General features: G+C 57.2%; 16 protein-coding genes. 12 read left to right on the top strand and 4 right to left on the bottom strand.

The window, feature by feature from the left end; translation table 11 throughout:
* The first annotated feature begins 3 nt into the window (after positions 1-3).
* On the top strand, positions 4-849 hold the full coding sequence (locus tag FFB58_RS09165; RefSeq protein WP_138369686.1) for a hypothetical protein: 846 nt from the start codon (positions 4-6) through the stop codon (positions 847-849).
* A gap of 165 nt (positions 850-1,014) precedes the next feature.
* The gene (yahO, locus tag FFB58_RS09160) at positions 1,015-1,290 is read left to right on the top strand and encodes a DUF1471 family periplasmic protein YahO (RefSeq protein WP_039032574.1); all 276 of its coding nucleotides are present in this window, start codon (positions 1,015-1,017) and stop codon (positions 1,288-1,290) included.
* 34 nt (positions 1,291-1,324) lie between these two features.
* Here the strand turns inward: yahO and FFB58_RS09155 are convergent, their stop codons facing one another.
* From FFB58_RS09155 to FFB58_RS09145, 3 genes are all read right to left on the bottom strand, one after another.
* A complete protein-coding gene (locus FFB58_RS09155) occupies positions 1,325-2,182 on the bottom strand; it encodes an EAL domain-containing protein (RefSeq protein WP_138369685.1) in 858 nt (285 codons plus the stop codon).
* 75 nt (positions 2,183-2,257) lie between these two features.
* Positions 2,258-4,180 carry a methyl-accepting chemotaxis protein gene (locus FFB58_RS09150; RefSeq protein ID WP_138369684.1) on the bottom strand — a complete coding sequence of 641 codons (1,923 nt, stop codon included), beginning with the start codon at positions 4,178-4,180 and terminating at the stop codon, positions 2,258-2,260.
* A gap of 150 nt (positions 4,181-4,330) precedes the next feature.
* On the bottom strand, positions 4,331-4,771 hold the full coding sequence (locus FFB58_RS09145; RefSeq protein WP_138369683.1) for a helix-turn-helix domain-containing protein: 441 nt from the start codon (positions 4,769-4,771) through the stop codon (positions 4,331-4,333).
* A 538-nt stretch (positions 4,772-5,309) separates the two neighbouring features.
* On the opposite strand from FFB58_RS09145, the gene FFB58_RS09140 reads away from it, so the two are divergent.
* The 10 genes from FFB58_RS09140 to FFB58_RS09095 all read left to right on the top strand — a co-directional run bounded on the left by FFB58_RS09140 (position 5,310) and on the right by FFB58_RS09095 (position 18,509).
* Entirely contained in the window at positions 5,310-6,119 is an 810-nt protein-coding gene (locus tag FFB58_RS09140; RefSeq protein WP_138369682.1) for a winged helix-turn-helix domain-containing protein, read from the top strand.
* The gene (locus tag FFB58_RS09135; protein ID WP_138369681.1) at positions 6,067-6,570 is read left to right on the top strand and encodes a hypothetical protein; all 504 of its coding nucleotides are present in this window, start codon (positions 6,067-6,069) and stop codon (positions 6,568-6,570) included. Before FFB58_RS09140 ends, FFB58_RS09135 begins: the two co-directional genes overlap by 53 nt.
* Positions 6,571-6,851: 281 nt before the next feature.
* Positions 6,852-7,934 (top strand): YncE family protein, encoded by a 1,083-nt coding sequence (locus FFB58_RS09130; RefSeq protein ID WP_138369680.1) that lies wholly within the window; start codon positions 6,852-6,854, stop codon positions 7,932-7,934.
* A gap of 65 nt (positions 7,935-7,999) precedes the next feature.
* Positions 8,000-10,186, top strand: coding sequence for a TonB-dependent siderophore receptor (locus FFB58_RS09125; RefSeq protein ID WP_138369679.1), 2,187 nt, complete (start codon positions 8,000-8,002; stop codon positions 10,184-10,186).
* 118 nt (positions 10,187-10,304) lie between these two features.
* Positions 10,305-12,266: a PhoX family phosphatase gene (locus FFB58_RS09120; RefSeq protein ID WP_138369678.1), complete on the top strand. Its 1,962-nt coding sequence runs from the start codon at positions 10,305-10,307 to the stop codon at positions 12,264-12,266.
* A 103-nt stretch (positions 12,267-12,369) separates the two neighbouring features.
* Positions 12,370-13,758 (top strand): phenylalanine transporter, encoded by a 1,389-nt coding sequence (gene pheP, locus FFB58_RS09115; protein ID WP_138369677.1) that lies wholly within the window; start codon positions 12,370-12,372, stop codon positions 13,756-13,758.
* Between the two features lie 281 nt (positions 13,759-14,039).
* Entirely contained in the window at positions 14,040-15,278 is a 1,239-nt protein-coding gene (locus FFB58_RS09110) for an MFS transporter (protein ID WP_138369676.1), read from the top strand.
* A gap of 14 nt (positions 15,279-15,292) precedes the next feature.
* Positions 15,293-16,318 (top strand): sugar phosphate isomerase/epimerase family protein, encoded by a 1,026-nt coding sequence (locus FFB58_RS09105; RefSeq protein ID WP_138369675.1) that lies wholly within the window; start codon positions 15,293-15,295, stop codon positions 16,316-16,318.
* A complete protein-coding gene (locus tag FFB58_RS09100) occupies positions 16,311-17,453 on the top strand; it encodes a Gfo/Idh/MocA family oxidoreductase (protein ID WP_138369674.1) in 1,143 nt (380 codons plus the stop codon). The genes FFB58_RS09105 and FFB58_RS09100 overlap by 8 nt, the downstream gene beginning before the upstream one ends.
* Before the next feature lie 75 nt (positions 17,454-17,528).
* Positions 17,529-18,509, top strand: coding sequence for a LacI family DNA-binding transcriptional regulator (locus tag FFB58_RS09095; protein ID WP_138369673.1), 981 nt, complete (start codon positions 17,529-17,531; stop codon positions 18,507-18,509).
* Here FFB58_RS09095 and FFB58_RS09090 read toward each other — a convergent pair whose 3' ends face one another.
* Positions 18,510-19,754, bottom strand: a complete 1,245-nt coding sequence (locus FFB58_RS09090) for a mechanosensitive ion channel family protein (RefSeq protein WP_039031570.1) — start codon at positions 19,752-19,754, stop codon at positions 18,510-18,512. It abuts the gene before it with no gap.

Genomic DNA, 19,754 nt, shown 5'->3' with positions numbered 1-19,754 from the left:
GGAATGATGTCCGGTATTGCGCATTACTATGTACAGCAGCAGAGCGTGAACACCCAGCAGGTGGCGACGCTATCGGCTCAGGTCTCATCTTCCGGGGCGTCCCAGACCAGCGTCCCGGCCTCCTTTCAGCAGATGTCCAGTGCGTCGCAACCGATCGTAACGCAGCCTGCGATCCCGACGCTGCATGCCGCCGATACCCGCCAGACAGCCGTTGCCGCCACGCCAGCCTCGTTTGGCCAGCTGGATCAGTACGCCCGCATCCAGGGCTGGAGCGAAAATCAACTCGCGCTGATGAACCACCTGTCGCAGTACAAAAAGGGTCGCTCTGGTCCGTCGTGGACGGCACCGGGCGGAAGCGTTCGCGGTATTCGCAATAACAATCCGGGTAATCTCGAAGCCAGCTGGGCATTCAGCTGGCAGGGTCAGAATGGCACCGACGGGCGCTTTGCCACCTTCGCCACGCCGGAGCACGGCATCCGCGCGCTGGGCGTTAACCTGCTCTCCTACCAGCGACGTGGCCTGGATACCATCAGTAAAATTATCTCGCGCTGGGCGCCCCCGCAGGATAACAACGATACCACCGCCTATATTCAGAATGTCAGCCAGGCCCTCGGCGTCTCGCCCACGACCCGCCTGGATGTGACCTCTCCGCCGGTCCTGCTCGCGCTAAGCAAGGCGATCATTCGTCAGGAAAATGGGAACGTGCCTTTTACGGATGAGGTCATCAACAGCGGTGTCTTCTCCGCGCTGGGGATGGCGGAGCTGTCCGGCGTTGAGCCTTCGGTGCTGAAAAGCGCGCCGGTTGAACAAGAACACGCCCCGTTTGTGCTGCAGGCCCGCCAAAATTAAACCGCCAGTTAACGCGGATTATCCGTATTTGTGAAGCAACACTCTGTTATAAAAGAAACTCCCCGGAAACGTGGCTTTTCCTGCGCTTGTTCACCATGCTGATTAAACCTCACGCTGTAGAGTGAGGCGATCGCTGCTCGTTTACTCATCACAAGGGATCAGGTTATGAAAAAGACGATTGCTGTTCTGCTGGGTACCGCCGTGTTGTTCACCTCCAGCGCTTTCGCTGCTGAATTGCTGACGCGGGAAGACTTTAAAAAAGTCGAAACGCAGTACACGAAAATTGGCACGGTTTCGACCTCTAACAAGGTGTCGGTTTCAGATGCCAAAAAGGAGTTGACGGAAAAAGCGGATAAAAAAGGTGCAGACGTACTGGTACTGACGTCGGGGCACACGGAAAACAAAATTCACGGCACCGCGGATATCTACAAGAAAAAATAATTCTGACGCCACCCCGTAGCGGGGTGGCGCATCGTTAGCTGGCGAGCGCCTGGCTCCGCGAGGTTATCTGATGGATCAGTTCGCTGGCCGGGAGCGGTTTACTGAAAAGGTACCCCTGTAAAAAATCGATCTGCTTGTGGCGCAAATAGTTGGCCTGGGCTTCGGTTTCCACCCCTTCGGCAATGATCTTCAGGTGCATATTCTTCGCCAGCGCAATCACGCTATCCACCAGCCGGGTATCCTCATTCACGCCAATCTGACTGACAAATAGCTTATCCAGCTTAATAAATTCCGGATTCAGGGCCGAAATATACGACAGGTTCGAATAGCCGGTGCCAAAGTCATCCAGCGCCACCGAGATATTGGCCCGGCGCAGCGCGGCAAACCAGTTGCTCAGCTGCGGGGTGAAATGCAGCGGATGCCTTTCGGTGATCTCCACCACCACATGACTCTGATTGGCATTGAATTTCACCAGCATGTCGCGGGTATCGCACTCAAAGCCGGGATCGAGACAGTTCTGTGCGCTGATGTTGATACAGATATAGGTGCCCACCGGGAAGCGGTGGATCTGATGCTGGAGATCGGCAACCACCTGCTGCATCAGCAGATGCGTCAGGGGCACGATCAGATGATGCTCTTCCGCCAGCGGAATAAACGCGTCGGGCGATATCGCGCCATAAAGCGGATGACGCCAGCGGGCCAGCACTTCTATCCCGGCTATCTGACCGGTGCTGGCATTCATAAAGGGCTGGTAAAAAGGGACAATCTGCCGTTGCGCGATGGCCGTGCGCAGCGCTTTGACTGACGCGCCCAACCGCCCTGAAAAATAGCGGGCCAGCCCGGCATTCAGGCCGCCCAGCAGAACGTTCAAATTTTTGGATACGTTTATCATGGTCAGTTTCATCGCGCTGGCGTCAGGCAGCGGTTCGGGCTGCTGCCTGACGCGGGGCTATATCGTTCGGCTGGATTAAAACTGCACCCAGTCGCCGGGAGATTGCGTGGCGGCTTTTTTGCCTGATACCGGTGTGACTGGCCGCGCGGCGACGGCCCGCGATGCGCTCGCGCCTGCCACCTTGAAAATCGACACCACTTTCTCAAGCTGTACCGCCTGATCCTCCAGAGAACTGGCGGCGGCCGAGGACTCTTCCACCAGCGCGGCGTTCTGCTGGGTGGTGGTATCCATCTCAGCCATGGCCTGGGCGATCTGCGAAATCCCGCGGCTCTGCTCGTCGGTTGCGGCGGCAATTTCGCTCATGATGTCGCGAACCTGCGCCACCGAATTCTCGATGCGGGACATCGCGTCTCCGGCTCCTTCAACCAGGTTATAGCCGGTGTCGACAAACTCCACCGATTCGCCGATCAGGTTTTCAATCTCCTTCGCCGACTGGGCGCTGCGCTGGGCCAGAGTGCGAACCTCGGCGGCCACCACCGCAAAACCTTTCCCCTGATCCCCGGCACGGGCGGCTTCCACCGCGGCATTCAGCGCCAGAATATTCGTCTGGAAAGCGATGCTGTTGATGACCGTGGTGATCTCTGAGATGCGGTGCGAGCTTTGACGCACGTTCTTCATAGTGTCGATCACCTTCTGCGCAATCTGGCTGCCTTCGGTGGCATTCACCGAGGCTTCCTGCGCCAGCGTCCGCGCGTGTTTGGCGTTCTCGGCGTTCAGCGCCACGGTGGAGGTCAGCTCTTCCATGCTGGCTGCGGTTTCCACCACGGCGGCAGACTGCTGCTCGGTGCGCGACGACAGATCCATATTGCCCGCGGCAATTTCAGACGCCGAGCGCGCCACGCTATCAACCCCATCCCGCACCTCATGAATGATGTTTTTCAGATTCTCATTCATGGTCGCTACGGCATTCATCAACATGCCCGGCTCGTCGCGGCGGGTACTGCTGATGGTCGCGGTGAGATCGCCTTTGGCAATCAGCTCCGCCACGCGCAGGGTTTCGATAAGCGGATGGGTAATTGAACGGGTGATACCCAGCGCCAGCAGGATGGAGAGCACGATGCCGATAGCAGCCACGATCGGCATCTGCATTTGCACGCTGCCGACGGTTTCATCCACTTTTCTCTGCTGGCTGTCGTATAAAGACTGAATGGCATTGGTCAGGTCGATCGCTTTGCCGGTTAACGCGGTGGACAGGTTGGATTGATTTGTCCAGATGGCGCGGTAATGTTCCAGCTCATCGGCAATGTTTTGCATGTTTTCCAGCGTTGCCTGGAGTAATGGCTTTTGGTCATCCGGCATGGACGAAATAAGCTTGCCAACATCGCTTTTACCTGACTCCAGACTGTTCTGTATCTGTTTCTCCAACTCTGGGGTCGGGTGCTGTTTGTACGCCGTTACCTGCGAGTCTATATCGCTCATGGCAAACGCCACCTGCGCCGTCAGCAACTCGATTTCAGGTGCCTGGGCGCCATCCCGGCTCAGGAGAGCAACGCGTTCGGCGTTGTCGTTGAGGACCTGAGAGGAGATCTTATGCTCGCTACTTTTCTTTTCAGACAAGGCTTTGGTAAAGGGAATCAGCGTCTCGATATAGCTGTTCACCGCTGCGGCGGTGTTATCCAGTGCCGCTTTGCCATCCGGCGTCCAGCTGAAGGTATTCAGCGTGGCGATCGTGTCCTGCATCCGGGCGGTGGCGGCATTGACCTGATCCAGGTACTTCTGATCCAGGGTGTACTGGAAATTGGTCCGGTTCAGACGTACTGCGGACAGGGCATTGAACAAGCTGGTGGCAACGCCATTTTTCGTGACTTTGTCCTGAATATTATTCAGCCCCAGCAGGCCGGATGCCAGGATAGCCAGCGTTAATATCAGCACTACCGAAAAGCCGAAAAACAGTTTTCGGCCGACTTTTAAATTTATAAAGCGATTAATTATGCTCATATGTTCTTCCACTCTCGGTGCATGCCGATAAAAAGTGTTTTATGTTATTTTGCTATCATGTATGGGAATTGAATTCCCTGGTGTTGGTAATCAAGATTAAAAAAAAAAAGCCCTTCGCATTATTGCTCAGGGCAAATGCCTGGGTTGACATCACTCACTCAGACTATCTGCTTTCTCCCCTTTTTTAACAGGCGGAGTAGGGAGTTCACTCATCCTGTAATATACCGGTATTACATCCTGGTAATTAATCATGTAGCCGCGTCCCTTCACGTTGCGGATAAAATCTGCGGGCAGCCCCAGCAGACGCAGTTTTTTATTCAGGTTGTTCAGTACCTGCCACAATCGCTGGGTGGAAGGACATAAATTATTCTCCTCCCAGATTTTATCGAACAGCTCTTCTTTGCTGATCGCGGTGCGGCGGCCATGCTCCAGCAGATAGAGAAAAAGCCTCAGCATGGTTTCATTAAAATAGATAGACGCAAACGCTATGCTTTTATCGGTCTGGCTGCCCGTAAGTCGATACAGCCTGCGATTAGAGATATCGAAATGAATCTCATCACCGATCATAAATCCGTAGAGTCGATAGCCCATTTATTACATACCTGGATAATTAAATAAAATACCTGGCCTGACCTGCACGTCAGACATTTATCCACACCATTAATGTGGTGGATTATATGGTTGCTATGAATGCTTTCCAATACACACCCCTGTGCGCTACAGGAAAGCGGTTGAGAAACCCTCTGATGTAGTGTTTTAGTTGCTGTAAAGCTGATTTAAGAAATTAAAATCTACCCTGAGCGATTATTTTCTTTGTTTATCCTGATTATGCGTGATGAAGCAATGCATCAAGATGAAATTGCGTATTTCAGCTTCACGCCAGCATTTCGCACTCATTGTGCGGGGCGCTGTCTTTACCGCTCTTCTGTGCCTTAAGAATGCAGCGAGCGAAGCAAAAAGAGGAGTGAAGTTAAATGATTTATACTGAATCAGAAGGGCGTTAACTGCGGTGCTGCCTCCCATTACGGGGGAACCTTTGACAACCAGGCTATTGATAAATAATCTAAAAAAATCTGAATCAGAAATTTTATGAATGCTATTTTACTTTTAAATTAGTCGTGGTTATTAAATGAATACCGTTTTTCTGATCAACGAAACTGTCCTCTTTGAGCCGGAAGCTCGCCGTATCTGTTCGCTCGCCGACTACCCGGCACGTGCGGTCATTCTGCATGGCCCGGTGAGTGAGTGCCTGCTCCAGCTCCTTGAACAAAATGAGCAGGTGCTGACGCAGCGCTATCTGTTTGCAGCCGTATGGGAAAAACAGGGTGCCGTTGTCACCACCAACGCCCTTTACCAGACCATCGCCTCCATCAGAAAAGCGCTGAAATCCGCCGGTCTGGAAGAAAACGTCATTATTACCATCCCAAAGTCCGGTTTTAAATCTGTAGCGCAGGTTCGCGTCGGCACGCTGGCGGATTTCGTTAAACGGGATAAAACTGTCCCGACACCTGTTTTGACCGACGTATCCTCCGAAAGTGAGATACCAGAAATTGTGCCGCCTGTGACGCAGCGCACACCCCGTATCTGGCGATCATCGATGCTTTACTGGCTCGTCGGGGCGATTTTTTTGCTCTCCTGCGCCGTGCTCTATCCTGAAATAAAACAGGCTGAACCGGTCTTTGTCGGGTATCACTCTATAGGTACGATTGACGGCTGTGAGGTCTATTCCTCATGGCGGGATACCGATAAAAGCCAGAGCATGTGGGCCTCGTTGTCAAAGCGATTTCCATTAAACTGTAAGAAAGGCAATGTGGCCTATATCACCCTCAATCATGCTCAGCTTGGAATATCGGTGATTATCTGCGATCGCGCGCCGGAAAAACGCGATGCGCGCTGCGAGTCTATTTTTTACAGGCAGCCCTATTATGATAATGAATAACAAAGCAATGCGCTGGAGCATTATTTTTCTGCTGGCCGTTTCCCCGCTGTTTGTTGCCGGGTATCTGCATTATCAGCGCAATAATTTTAGCTGTGAGACGCATGTGATTATTGTTGAACAGGGTGCGGTAATCGATACGGTAATGAACTTTTCGTTTAATAATGGGGTCGGGAGTTACGACGCATCAGGAGAGTATATCGAAGAGAATGCCCAGCCGGTGGCGATCAGTAATAAGGTAGGGTTCAGTTACTGGCGCGAAGGAGACGAAACGATCATGGTCTCTGAAGAAACCAACGTGCTGCCGAAGAAAAAATTAAATTACCTTTCTTATGTCCCGGATTTCTTTCAGCACCGGGAGCGGGGAATAAGACTGAATATCCTGCCTGCCAATGCGGACAGCTATTACTTTATCTACAGTAATTCCCCCGTCATATATTGCACCAAAGAATAACACCCCGCCATTAAGGGGGTAATTTCTCACCCTTTTTTTACTTTGTTGCCCCTATTTACACTTGATCACAGATAGATAATGCGTATAGTTCTCATTCTCTTTAGTGTTTGTGGGCGCGAATGGACTTTCCCGCAGCAACAGTGAATGCACTTTTCACACGGAACACTGAGCGTTACGGGAGACGCTGCACTGGCCTGACGGTCTGAATCCACAAACCTAATCGCAAAACATAAGCGACGCAGGCGTCCTCCTCACATTTTGCACGGTAAAGGATGTTCCTGATGACCAAAAAATTATCCGCTCTGGCGCTGCTCGTGGCCGTCTCACTCAGCGGCTGCGCTGCACAGCACACCGCGACAAGCGCACCCGCCGCTGACGCTCCGAAACCGGCCGCCCCTGCCCAGACCAACGTCGTAAAACGCGATCTGGCTGACGGCCTGTACGAAATGGTCCTGAGCCCGAAAGGGGACGCGCTGTACGTTGCCAGCTCGGAAGGCTTTAAGGATGTGCAGGGTGGGGTGGTGTATAAGCTCGATCCGGCGACCCTTAAAACCATTGGTCGCAGCCATACCGATCTGAAAAACTTCGCCCTCGCTATCTCTCCGGACGGTAAAACCGTTTATGCCACCAACTCGCTGGACGGCGGGATCAGCGCCATCAGCACCGAAGACGGCAAAATCAAAAAGCGCCTGTTGTTTACCGAGCGCAACAAAGAGGGCTACCCGTACGGCGCGCGTCAGGTTCTGCTGCATAACGACGTCCTGTACATCGGCGGCGTAGCCGATCCGGCGGTGATCTGGGTGGTGGATGCCAAAACCCTGACGCTGAAAAAAACCATCAAAAACGCGGGGCAGTGGGTCACCGGCCTGATGTGGTCTGAACAAACCCAGCGTATCTACGTTGCCAACGGCGGCGGTGAAATTCTGATTGTCAATCCACGCAGCAACCGCATCGAAAAACGCTGGAAGCCGCTCGGCGATAAACCGGCCCTGCTGCTGAACCTGGCGGAAGATCCGGCCACCGGCCGCCTGTTCGTCACCGACAACTCAAAAGCCAAAACCACGCTGGTGCTGGATATCCGCACCGGGGCGCTCGTTAAACAGCTCGATGTGGGCGATTCGCTGGCGGTGAAGTTCAACGCTAAGCGCAACGAGCTTTACATCACCCAGCGCGAAAGCGGCAAGCTGCTGAGCCTGGATGCCACGACCTATGCCGTGAAGCAGAGCTGGGATCTGCCGCCGAATCCGAACAGCCTGCTGCTGTCGGCGGATGGTCAGACGCTGTACGTCACCGTGAAACAGGCGTTCAACAAAGACCACTCTACCAACGGGCCGGACAGCGTTGTCCGTATCGCCCTGAAATAGACGTTTTTTATAACAATTAAGGCCCGGCAACGGGCCATTTTGCGCGCACTTTGAACGAGTTAATCATGAACAACACCGGAAAAATGAACAAAACGCTGCTGGCCCTCGCCATCGGCGCCATCGCCCATTCCGCCGTCGCGGCGGAGAGCAAAAAAGAAGAGACCATCGTGGTGCAGTCCGCTGCCAGTGACTTCAAACCCGGCGGCGACCAGCTGGTACCGGCCTTCCTGGACGGCCAGGTGGCAAACGGCGGACGCATGGGGATGCTCGGTCAGCAAAATGCGATGGACGTACCGTTTAATATCATCAGCTACACCTCGAAGCTGGTGGAAGATCAGCAGGCCCGCACCATTGCTGACGTGGTCGCTAACGATGCGGGCGTGCAGTCCGTGCAGGGCTACGGCAACAGCGCGGAGAGCTATCGCATTCGCGGCCTGAAGTTCGACGGGGACGACATGACCTTCGGCGGACTCTCCGGCGTGCTGCCGCGCCAGGTGGTGGACGCCCAGATGGTGGATCGCATTGAGATCTTCAAAGGCGCCAACTCCCTGATGAACGGCGCAGCCAGCTCCGGCGTGGGCGGGATGATCAACCTTGAGCCGAAACATGCGGGCGCTACGCCGCAGGCGAAAGTGGGCGTGGACTACACCTCCGATTCGCAGATTGGCACCACCCTGGATGCCGGTCGTCGCTTTGGCGATAACGACCAGTTTGGCGCCCGCGTCAACGTGGTTCACCGTGAAGGCGAGGCCCCGGTAGCCAACGATCGTCGCCGCACCACGCTGCTCTCCACCGGCCTGAACTATGCGGGCGATAAGTTCCGCAGCTCCGTGGACCTGGGTTATCAGATGAAAACCTTCCACGGCTCAGAAACCGGGGTCAACATCTCCGGCGTTGATTTCGTGCCCGAGCCGCCGAAAAACGATCGTAACTACTCGCAGAAATGGGCCTACAGCAACATCGAAAACGAATTCGGCATGTGGCGCAGCGAGTACGACATCACCGACAACTGGACGGCTTACACCGGTCTGGGTGCCCAGCACGCCCATGAAGAGGGGCTTTACAGCGGTGCGAAGCTGGTGGACAAGAGCGGCAAAGCCACCGCGTCGCGTCTCGATACCAACCGCATCAGCGACAGCGTGAGCGGCATGGCGGGCATCCGCGGTAACTTCGATACCGGTTTTGTGTCGCACAAGGTGAACGTCGGCTACTCGGCGATGAGCAAAAACGAGAAAATCGCCTGGAAGATGTCGGCCGCGAAGGATAACCCGGTCACCAACATCTATCACAATACCGGCGTGGACGCGCCGCCAAGCACTAACTTAAACGGCTCCGGCGGTAACTACAGCGATCCGCTGACCAGCGGCCGCACCCGCACTCAGGGCTGGCTGCTGAGCGACACCCTCGGGGTGCTGGATGACACCCTGCTGTTCACCGTTGGGGCCCGTCATCAGAAGGTGGTGATCCGCGGCTATAACAAAATCACCGGTCACGAAAACGAGGCGGACAGCTTCGACGGCAGCCGCTGGATGCCGACCTATGGCGTGGTCTACAAACCGTGGGAAACGGTGTCCCTGTACGCCAACCACACCGAGGCGCTGCAGCCGGGTAAAACCGCGCCAAACACCGCCACCAACTACGGCCAGAGCACCGGGATCGTCCACTCTAAGCAGAACGAAGTGGGCGTGAAGGCCGATTTCGGTCGCGTTGGCGGCTCGCTGGCGCTGTTTGAGATCAAAATGCCGTCCGCCATTCTCGACAGCCAGACCAAACACTACGGTCTGGATGCCGAGCAGCGTAACCGCGGCGTGGAGCTGAACGTCTTTGGCGAGCCGGTGCTGGGCCTGCGTCTGAACGCCAGCGCCACCTGGCTGCAGGCGGAGCTGACCAAAACCAACAACGGCGTTAACCAGGGCAATGACGCCATTGGCGTCCCGAGCTTCTACGGCGTGCTGGGGGCAGAGTATGACATCAAGCCTGTCGACGGCCTGACCGCCACAGCCCGCGTGAACCACTCCGGCTCGCAGTATGCGGATCTCGCCAACAGCAAGAAGCTGGACAGCTACACCACCCTGGATCTGGGCATGCGTTACCGCTTCGCGGTCAACAATGACCAGAACCAGATGACCGTTCGCGCCGGGATCGAAAACATCACCGACGAAAACTACTGGTCAAGCGTGGACGACGGCGGCACCTACCTGTTCCAGGGGGAGCCGCGCACCTTTAAGGTCTCTGTCGGCTACGAGTTCTGAGTTCGACCCTCGTTATCGGGGCAGGGATGCCCCCCTTCTGACTGTTATAAAAATGTAATCAATTGTACTTATAGTGTTCCCACTTTATCGTTTCTTAGCCTGAAGAAAGGAAGCCATTGTGGGTAAACCTCTTAAGTCCGTATTCAAAAAAGAACATCGCGACGATGTCAGCAATTCCAGCGCTAACCCGGTCTTTTCCAGCGTGCTCTCCCGCCGCCGTTTCCTGCAGATGGGCGCCATTGCCGGTGCCGCCGCCTCTTTCCCGTTCCTGCTTAAGTCTGAAAATGCCCTGGCCGCGATTTCAAAGCCTTCAGCCCTGAGCAAGGCGGTCGCGCTCGGCTTTACCAGCATTCCGGTGTCGACTGACGATACGGTCAGGGTGCCCGAGGGTTACGTCGCGCGTCCTTTCTACCGCTGGGGCGATGCCACCGGCATTAAGGGCGCAATGCCGGACTTCAAATTTGACGCCAGCAACACCACCGACGAACAGGCAGCGCAGGCGGGCATGCACCATGACGGCATGGCGTGGTTTAGCCTGCCGCAGGGGGAAGAGAACTCCGGCCACGGCCTGCTGGCGATGAACCATGAGTACATCGACAACGGCATGCTCTTTAGCGACGGCACCGCCAACTGGAGCCTGGATAAAGCGCGTAAAGGCCAGAACGCCATGGGCGTGTCGGTTATCGAGGTGAAAAAGAACGGCAGCGACTGGGAAGTGGTGCGTCCTTCCGGCTTTGCCCGCCGCATCACGGTCAACACACCGATGCAGCTCACCGGTCCGGCGCGTCAGCAGGACTTAATGAAAACCGCCGCCGATCCGCAGGGTGAGCGGGTGCTCGGCACCATGCAAAACTGCGCCAACGGCCACACGCCGTGGGGCACCTACCTGACCTGCGAAGAGAACTGGTCGGATATTTTCGTCAAGAAAGGCGAACGTAACGCGCTGGAGAAGCGCTATGGCATCAGCGACAGCGATGAGTCCTACCGCTGGAGCGAAGTGGACGACAGGTTCAGCGTCGATAAAACCCCTAACGAGCCGAACCGCTTTGGCTGGGTAGTGGAAATCGATCCCTACAACCCGGACTCCACGCCGCGCAAACACACCGCGCTGGGGCGCTTCAAGCATGAAGGCGCCGCCGTCACCCTGGCCGCCGACAAGCGCGTGGTCACCTACATGGGCGACGACCAGAAGTTTGAGTACATCTACAAATTTGTCTCCGACAACAAATACAATCCGGCCGATCGCGCCGCCAATATGCAGCTGCTGACCGCCGGCACGCTCTACGTCGCCCGATTCAACGACGACGGCTCCGGCGAGTGGCTGCCGCTGGTCTTCGGCCAGAACGGGCTGGACAAGAGCAAAGGCTTCGAAAGCCAGGGCGATCTGCTGATCAAAACCCGCCTGGCGGCCGATGCGGTGGGGGCCACCAAAATGGACAGGCCGGAGTGGATTGCGGTCGATCCGCACGCCAGCGGCAGCGTTTACTGCACCCTGACCAACAACAGCGATCGCGGCAAAGAGGGCAAAGCGCCGGTGGACGCGGCCAACCCGCGAGCCAGTAATGCCTTCGGCCACATCATGCACTGGCACGAAGAGGGCGAAGATCCGGCGGCGTTACGCTTCAAATGGGACATCCTGGTGCTGGCCGGGCGCACGGACACCGCGGATGAGAAGGCGAAGGGCAGCATGAAGGGGGCCGAATTTGGCAGCCCGGACGGCCTGTCGTTCGACCATCAGGGCGTGCTGTGGATCCAGACCGACGTCTCCTCCAGCACCATTAATAAGAAAGCCTATGAGGGAATGGGCAACAACCAGATGGTGGCGACCATTCCGGGCACCAACGAGTACCGCCGCTTCCTGACGGGCCCGCGCGGGTGCGAAATCACCGGCATCGCGTTCACGCCGGACAACCGCACGCTGTTTATCAACATTCAGCATCCGGGCGAGGGCGGGGACGACATTACCGACCCGGCAAACCCGCGCGCCGTCTCCAACTGGCCGGACAATAACCCGAACGGACGCCCCCGCGCCTCGACGGTGGTCATCACCAGAGCGGACGGCGGCATTATCGGGTCGTGATCCGCTCGCACCGGGCAGCAACCGCTGCCCGGCGTTTAACTTGCTCCCGTCTGTCTGAAGTGTTAAAAGGTGCCCCTTCCATAAAAAGAGACAGGGCCAGGCCGTGAGAAACGCCTCATCCGCTTCAGATAAAAGTGTTGCTGAAGTCGCGTCGGAACAGACACCGACGCTCCACCGTGGTTTACAGAACCGCCATATTCAACTTATCGCCCTCGGCGGCGCAATTGGTACCGGGCTGTTCCTCGGTATCGGGCCCGCCATTCAGATGGCCGGCCCCGCCGTGCTGCTGGGTTATGCCATTGCGGGCATCATCGCGTTTCTGATCATGCGCCAGCTCGGTGAAATGGTGGTTGAAGAGCCGGTGTCCGGCTCCTTCGCCCATTTCGCCTACAAATACTGGGGCCCGTTCGCCGGGTTCCTCTCCGGCTGGAACTACTGGGTGATGTTCGTGCTGGTGGGGATGGCGGAGCTGACCGCCGCAGGGATCTACATGCAGTACTGGCTGCCGGACGTACCGACCTGGGTCTGGGCGGCGGTGTTCTTCATCATCATCAACGCCGTTAACCTGGTGAACGTGCGCCTGTACGGTGAGACGGAGTTCTGGTTTGCCCTGATCAAGGTGCTGGCGATTATCGGCATGATCGGCTTTGGCCTGTGGATGCTCTTCACCGACCACGGCGGCGAGCGGGCGACCATCGACAACCTGTGGCAGCACGGCGGCTTCCTCGCTACCGGCTGGAAAGGGCTGGTGCTCTCCCTGGCGGTGATCATGTTCTCCTTCGGCGGGCTGGAGCTTATCGGTATTACCGCCGCCGAAGCCCGGGATCCGCATAAAAGCATCCCGAAAGCGGTCAACCAGGTGGTGTACCGTATTCTGCTGTTCTATATCGGTTCGCTGGTGGTTCTGCTGGCGCTCTATCCGTGGGTGGAAGTGAAATCTGACAGCAGTCCGTTTGTGATGATTTTCCACGATCTGAACAGCAACCTGGTGGCCTCTGCGCTGAACTTCGTCATTCTGGTGGCGTCGTTGTCGGTCTATAACAGCGGCGTCTACTCCAACAGCCGGATGCTGTTTGGCCTCTCCGTGCAGGGCAACGCACCGAAGTTTCTGACCCGCGTCAGCCGTCGCGGCGTGCCGGTGAACTCGCTCCTGCTCTCCGGGGGCATTACCTCGCTGGTGGTGCTGATCAACTACCTGCTGCCGCACGAAGCCTTTGGCCTGCTGATGGCGCTGGTGGTAGCAACGTTGCTGCTGAACTGGATCATGATCTGCCTGGCACACCTGCGTTTTCGCGCTGCGATGCGCCGCAAAGGGCGCGAGACGCAGTTCAAAGCGCTGCTCTATCCGGCGGGTAACTATCTCTGTATCGCCTTCCTCGCGATGATCCTGGTGCTGATGTGCACCATGGACGGCATGCGCACCTCGGCAATTCTGCTTCCGGTGTGGATAGTATTCCTGTTTGCGGCGTTTAAGCTGTCGCGTAAGAAGTAGTGTGGCTATTGCCCGGTGGCGCTGCGCTTACCGGGCCTACGGTTTGTGCGGTTTGATGCCCGGTGGCGCTCTAAATATTCGCACGGACGATCCCCTCGCCCCTTTGGGGAGAGGGTTAGGGTGAGGGGAAGCACCACCAGGCATCTCCCCGCACCCAGCTTCACCTTTATCGTGACCCCCCTCCCACTTCTTGATCGATCCCCAGGATCTTTATTTTGTAATCGATTACTTTTCATTTGATGCAGTTTGTAATCGATTACTTTTTAAGGGTGGGGCTGATCATGGTGTCAACAACTGAAAGTAGTGGAAAGGTGATAGGGCAGCACCGGATGCTGGTGCCGCGCCTGTCGCTGATGATGTTCCTGCAATTCTTTATCTGGGGGAGCTGGTCGGTCACCCTCGGTCTGGTGATGACCCAGCACAACATGTCATTGCTGATTGGCGATGCGTTCTCCGCCGGGCCAATCGCCTCTATTTTATCGCCATTTGTGCTCGGCATGCTGGTGGACCGCTTCTTCGCCTCGCAAAAGGTGATGGCGGTGATGCATCTGGCCGGGGCAGCGATCCTCTGGTTTGTGCCGGGTTCGCTGATTGCGGAAAACGGCGCGCTGCTGATCGGCCTGCTGTTTGGCTACACCCTCTGCTACATGCCGACCCTGGCGCTGACCAACAACATCGCCTTCCACAGCCTGGCGAATGTCGATAAAACCTTCCCGGTGGTTCGCGTGTTCGGCACCATCGGCTGGATTGTGGCGGGGATTTTTATCGGCGTGACCGGCGTCGCCGCAAGCGTCACCATCTTCCACGTCGCAGCGGCCAGCTCCGTCCTGCTGGCGCTCTATAGCCTGACGCTGCCGCACACGCCAGCGCCCGCCAAAGGCATGCCGGTGAAGATGCGCGATCTCTTCTGCGCCGACGCCTTCGCCCTGCTGAAAACCCGTCACTTCTTTATCTTCTGCCTGTGCGCGATGCTGATCTCCGTCCCGCTGGGCACTTACTACGCTTACACCGCGTCCTATCTGGCGGATGCCGGGATCGCGGATGTCAGTACCGCTATGTCCTTCGGCCAGATGTCCGAAATCTTCTTTATGCTGGTGATCCCGCTGCTGTTCCGCCGCCTGGGCGTGAAGTACATGCTGCTGATCGGCATGCTGGCGTGGTTTGTCCGTTACGCGATGTTTGCCCTCGGCGTGAGCGAAGAGGGACGCATTCTGCTCTATCTCGGCATCCTGCTGCACGGCGTGTGCTATGACTTCTTCTTTGTAGTGGGCTTTATCTACACCGACCGCGTCGCGGGCGAGAAGGTAAAAGGCCAGGCGCAGAGCATGATCGTGATGTTCACCTACGGCATCGGCATGCTGCTGGGCTCACAGATTTCTGGCGCGCTGTACAACCGCCTGGTGGCGGGGCAGACCGTACCTCAGGCCTGGGTCACCTTCTGGTGGATCCCGGCGGTGGCGGCTGCGTTCATCGCGCTCGTTTTCCTCGTCTCGTTCAAATATGACGACGACAAGGCGTAATTACTGGAGGTGGTATGAGGACGATTAAAGGTCCGGGCATTTTTCTGTCGCAGTTTATCGGCGGGCAACCGCCGTTCAACACCCTCGACGGGCTGGCAGGCTGGGCGGCGGAAAAGGGCTATAAAGCGCTGCAAATTCCCTGCAACCATAAAGCGATTTTTGACGTGGAGCAGGCGGCGGAAAGCCAGACCTACTGCGATGAGATAAGCGGCAGGCTGGCGGAGAAGGGGCTGGTCATCAGCGAGCTCTCCACCCATCTTGAAGGGCAACTGATCGCCGTCAATCCGGCCTACGACGACGCCTTTGATAACTTCGCCCCGCAGGCAGTGCGCGGCAACGCGGCCGCCCGCCAGGCATGGGCTACCGATATCGTGAAAAAGGCGGCGCTGGCCTCGGCCCGCCTCGGGCTCACCGCCCACGCAACCTTCTCCGGATCGCTGGCCTGGCCGTTTATGTATCCCTGGCCGCCGCATAACGAGGCGCGTTTCGAGGAGGCGTTCAGCGAACTGGCCCGCCGCTGGCGGCCGGTTCTGGATATCTTCGACGAGCAGGGGGTGAACGTCTGCTATGAGATCCACCCCGGGGAAGATCTGCACGACGGCGTCACCTTCGAACGTTTCCTGGCGCTGGTGGACAACCACCCGCGCTGCAACATCCTCTACGATCCGAGCCACCTGCTGCTGCAGCAGATCGATTATCTGAGCTATATCGATCACTACCACACTCGCATCAAGGCGTTTCACGTGAAGGATGCCGAGTACCGCCCCAACGGGCGCAGCGGAGTCTATGGCGGGTATCAGAGCTGGATCAACCGCGCCGGACGCTTCCGCTCGCCGGGCGACGGGCAGATCGACTTCAAGGGCATCTTCAGCAAGCTGACCCAGTACGACTACGACGGCTGGGCAGTGCTGGAGTGGGAGTGTTGCCTGAAGGATGGCGACACCGGGGCGCGGGAAGGGCGCGAGTTTATCTCCCGCCACATTATTCCGGTCTCCGATCGGGCGTTTGACGATTTCGCCGCAGGAGAACTTCATGATTAACGTCGGCATTATCGGCAGCGGCTTTATCGGCCCGGCGCACATCGAAGCCCTGCGCCGTCTGGGGTTTGTACAGGTCGTCGCCCTGTGCGACGGCTCGCTGGAACAGGCGCAAGAGAAGGCCCGGGCGCTCAATATTCCCCACGCTTACGGCAGCGTGGATGCACTGCTGGCCCACCCGGATCTTCACGTGGTGCATAACTGCACCCCGAACCATCTGCATGCGGCGATCAACTGCCAGATCCTGCGAGCCGGGAAGCATCTCTTCTCTGAAAAGCCGCTGTGCATGACCCCGGACGAGGCGCGGGAGCTGGTGGCGCTGGCGGAGCAGGCGGGCGTGATACACGGCGTAAGCTTTGTTTATCGCCAGTTTGCGATGGTTCGCCAGGCGGCGAGCATGGTAGCGGCGGGCAGCCTCGGACGGCTGTTTGCCGCCCACGGCAGCTATCTTCAGGACTGGATGCTGCTGGAAACCGACTACAACTGGCGGGTCGACGCCGCGCTCGGAGGGGCATCGCGGGCGGTGGCCGATATCGGCTCCCACTGGTGCGACACTATCCAGTTTATAACCGGGCGGCGCATCGTCGAGGTGATGGCCGATCTCTCGGTCGTCTGGCCGACCCGCAAGGCCAACGTGGCCGGGAATCAGACCTTCAGCCAGGCGGGCGAGGCGGTGTATGAGGACAAACCGGTCACCACCGAGGATTTCGGCTCGGTGCTGTTCCGCTTTGAGGATGGCAGCAAGGGCAGCTTTAACGTCTCGCAGGTAAGCGCCGGACGTAAAAACCGCCTCAGCCTTGAGGTGAACGGCAGCGACTGTTCCCTGGCCTGGGATCAGGAGGTGCCGCAGCAGCTGTGGGTGGGCCATCGGGCGCAGGCCAATCAGACGCTGACGGACGATCCGGGCCTAATGAACCAGGATGTGGCATACAGCGCCCACTTCCCCGGCGGACACATTGAAGGCTGGCCGGACGCCTTTAAAAACATGATGGCGCAGTTCTATCGCGCGGTGCAAGCGGGCAGGATGCCGGTTAAGCCGGTGTTTGCCACCTTCCATGACGGGGCGAATGTGATGTACATCATTGATGCCATTGTGAAAAGCCATCAGCAGCAGCGCTGGGTCGCCGTCGCGCAGTAACACCTTGCCCGGTGCGCCGGGCAAGGCATTTATGGTAGCCTGCTGCTAACGCAAACTGCAGGATCACTCGTCGCTATGTCAATTCAGAAAATCGCCCAACTGGCGGGCGTCTCGGTGGCGACGGTATCGCGCGTGCTGAATAACAGCGATACCGTCAAAGCCAAAAACCGCGATCGCGTCTTGCAGGCGATTAAAGAGGCTAACTATCAGCCCAATCTTCTGGCCCGTCAGCTGCGAACGTCGCGCAGCTACATGGTGCTGGTGATGGTCTCCAACATTGCCAACCCGTTCTGCGCCGAAGTGGTGAAGGGCATTGAGGAGCAGGCGGAGAAAAACGGCTACCGCATCCTGCTGTGTAATTCCGGCTCCGACATTGAACGCTCCCGCTCGGGACTCAGCCTGCTCACCGGCAAAATGGTCGACGGCATTATCACCATGGACGCCTTCTCCCGGCTCACCGAACTGGCGGCGCTGATTGGCGATGCCCCCTGGGTGCAGTGCGCCGAATATGCCGACGCGGGCGCGGTCTCCTGCGTCGGGATTAACGACGTCGATGCTTCCCAGCATGTGGTCAGCCACCTGGCGGACGGCGGGCGTCAGCGGATCGCGCTGATCAACCATGACCTGAGCTACAAATATGCCCGTCTGCGCGAGCGGGGGTATAAAAGCGTGCTGCACCTGCGCGACCTGTCATATCAGGCGGTGGAGTATGCCAGCGATCTCAGCGCCGCCGCAGGTAAAGCGGCGATGCGCAAACTGCTGGCCGCCGAACCGCGTCCGGATGCGGTCTTTGCCGTCTCCGATACCCTGGCCGCGGGCGCGCTGCGCGCGATTGAAGAGGCGGGGCTGCGCGTGCCGCAGGATATCGCCGTAGCCGGGTTCGACGGCACGGAGCTCTCCGGGATGGTTTCGCCGCCGCTCAGCACCATCGAGCAGCCGTCGCGGGATATCGGGCGCAAGGCGGTCGATCTGCTGCTGAATAAAATCGACAACCCCGACGCCCCTGCCGAGCGGGTAATGATGAACTGGCGCTTTATTTCCCGCGCCAGCACCTGATTATTTCGCCAGCGCGCCTGCCAGGGAGCGAATATCGTTCCCGGTTGGCGACTGGTGAATACGCAGGCCGAATTCATCGATCACCGCAAAAATATGATCGAAGATATCGGCCTGAATCTCCTCATATTCCGCCCAGATCACCGTGTTGGTAAAGGCATATATTTCTATCGGCAGACCGTTGGCGTCTGGCGCTAACTGGCGCACCATTAAGGTCATATCCTTGCGGATATTCGGATGGTTGCGCAGATATTCATTCAGGTAAGCGCGGAAGGTGCCAATATTGGTCATCTTACGCAGGTTCAGCACCGATTCCCCTTCACCATTTTGCTGATTCCACAGCGTAATTTCCTCATGGCGTGTGACCATATAAGGTTTAAGCAGCTTCGCCTGAATCAGCTGCCGCTGCTCTTGTTCGTCGAGAAAATGAACGCTGGTGGTGTCGATATTCAGGCTGCGCTTGATGCGCCGTCCGCCGGAGGCCGACATCCCGCTCCAGTTAATAAAGGCATCGGAGACCAGCGCCCAGGTGGGAATGGTGGTGATGGTATTATCAAAATTGCGCACCTTTACGGTGGTCAGGCCAATGTCAGTTACCGTGCCGTTAGCGCCGTATTTCGGCATCTCCAGCCAGTCGCCGAGCTTGAGCATATCGTTTGCCGACAGCTGGATACCGGCGACCAGCCCCAGAACCGGGTCTTTGAATACCAGCATTAACACCGCCGCCATCGCACCCAGGCCGCTAATCAGAATGGCAGGGGACTGACCAATCAGCAGGGAGATAATCAGGATGCCAACCAGAATGGCGCTCACCAGCTTAATGCCCTGGAAAATCCCTTTCAGCGGCAGCTGCGAGGCGGTGGCCATCTTTTGTGACAGATTGAAAACGACGTCCAGCAGCGAGAAAAAGGTGAGCAGGGCATACACCATCGTCCACAGTTTCGCGCAGGTGGTTAATAATTCCGCCGCGTCGCTGCCGCTTTGCAGCCACAGCTTCGCCTGGATGTTGACGATTATCCCCTGCAGCGTAAAGGCCAGACGGTAAAATAATTTATTCTGGGTAATGATCTGTAGCCATAAATGGCTGCTGGCGCGGGCGCGTTTTTCAAATGCCCGCAAAACAACTTTATGTAATATAAAATGAATAATGAGTGCAGTCAGAAAGATAAGTCCAAAAATAATCACCAGGCTGGTGGTGTGATTAATTTCAATACCTGACTCTTCGACCAGGGAAATAAACTCCTGCAT

The sequence above is a fragment of the Enterobacter sp. MF024 genome, assembly GCF_005843915.1.
Classification (GTDB): domain Bacteria; phylum Pseudomonadota; class Gammaproteobacteria; order Enterobacterales; family Enterobacteriaceae; genus Enterobacter; species Enterobacter barmai.
This window is presented reverse-complemented; position numbering and strand designations above follow the sequence as displayed.

What these genes read in the sequence shown, in the direction of transcription:
- FFB58_RS09165 (WP_138369686.1), top strand. Translation starts at nt 4, where the DNA reads ATGATGTCCGGTATTGCGCATTACTATGTACAGCAGCAGAGCGTGAAC.
- yahO (WP_039032574.1), top strand. Translation starts at nt 1,015, where the DNA reads ATGAAAAAGACGATTGCTGTTCTGCTGGGTACCGCCGTGTTGTTCACC.
- FFB58_RS09155 (WP_138369685.1), bottom strand. Translation starts at nt 2,182, where the DNA reads ATGATAAACGTATCCAAAAATTTGAACGTTCTGCTGGGCGGCCTGAAT.
- FFB58_RS09150 (WP_138369684.1), bottom strand. Translation starts at nt 4,180, where the DNA reads ATGAGCATAATTAATCGCTTTATAAATTTAAAAGTCGGCCGAAAACTG.
- FFB58_RS09145 (WP_138369683.1), bottom strand. Translation starts at nt 4,771, where the DNA reads ATGGGCTATCGACTCTACGGATTTATGATCGGTGATGAGATTCATTTC.
- FFB58_RS09140 (WP_138369682.1), top strand. Translation starts at nt 5,310, where the DNA reads ATGAATACCGTTTTTCTGATCAACGAAACTGTCCTCTTTGAGCCGGAA.
- FFB58_RS09135 (WP_138369681.1), top strand. Translation starts at nt 6,067, where the DNA reads ATGCGCGCTGCGAGTCTATTTTTTACAGGCAGCCCTATTATGATAATG.
- FFB58_RS09130 (WP_138369680.1), top strand. Translation starts at nt 6,852, where the DNA reads ATGACCAAAAAATTATCCGCTCTGGCGCTGCTCGTGGCCGTCTCACTC.
- FFB58_RS09125 (WP_138369679.1), top strand. Translation starts at nt 8,000, where the DNA reads ATGAACAACACCGGAAAAATGAACAAAACGCTGCTGGCCCTCGCCATC.
- FFB58_RS09110 (WP_138369676.1), top strand. Translation starts at nt 14,040, where the DNA reads ATGGTGTCAACAACTGAAAGTAGTGGAAAGGTGATAGGGCAGCACCGG.
- FFB58_RS09105 (WP_138369675.1), top strand. Translation starts at nt 15,293, where the DNA reads ATGAGGACGATTAAAGGTCCGGGCATTTTTCTGTCGCAGTTTATCGGC.
- FFB58_RS09100 (WP_138369674.1), top strand. Translation starts at nt 16,311, where the DNA reads ATGATTAACGTCGGCATTATCGGCAGCGGCTTTATCGGCCCGGCGCAC.
- FFB58_RS09095 (WP_138369673.1), top strand. Translation starts at nt 17,529, where the DNA reads ATGTCAATTCAGAAAATCGCCCAACTGGCGGGCGTCTCGGTGGCGACG.
- FFB58_RS09090 (WP_039031570.1), bottom strand. Translation starts at nt 19,754, where the DNA reads ATGCAGGAGTTTATTTCCCTGGTCGAAGAGTCAGGTATTGAAATTAAT.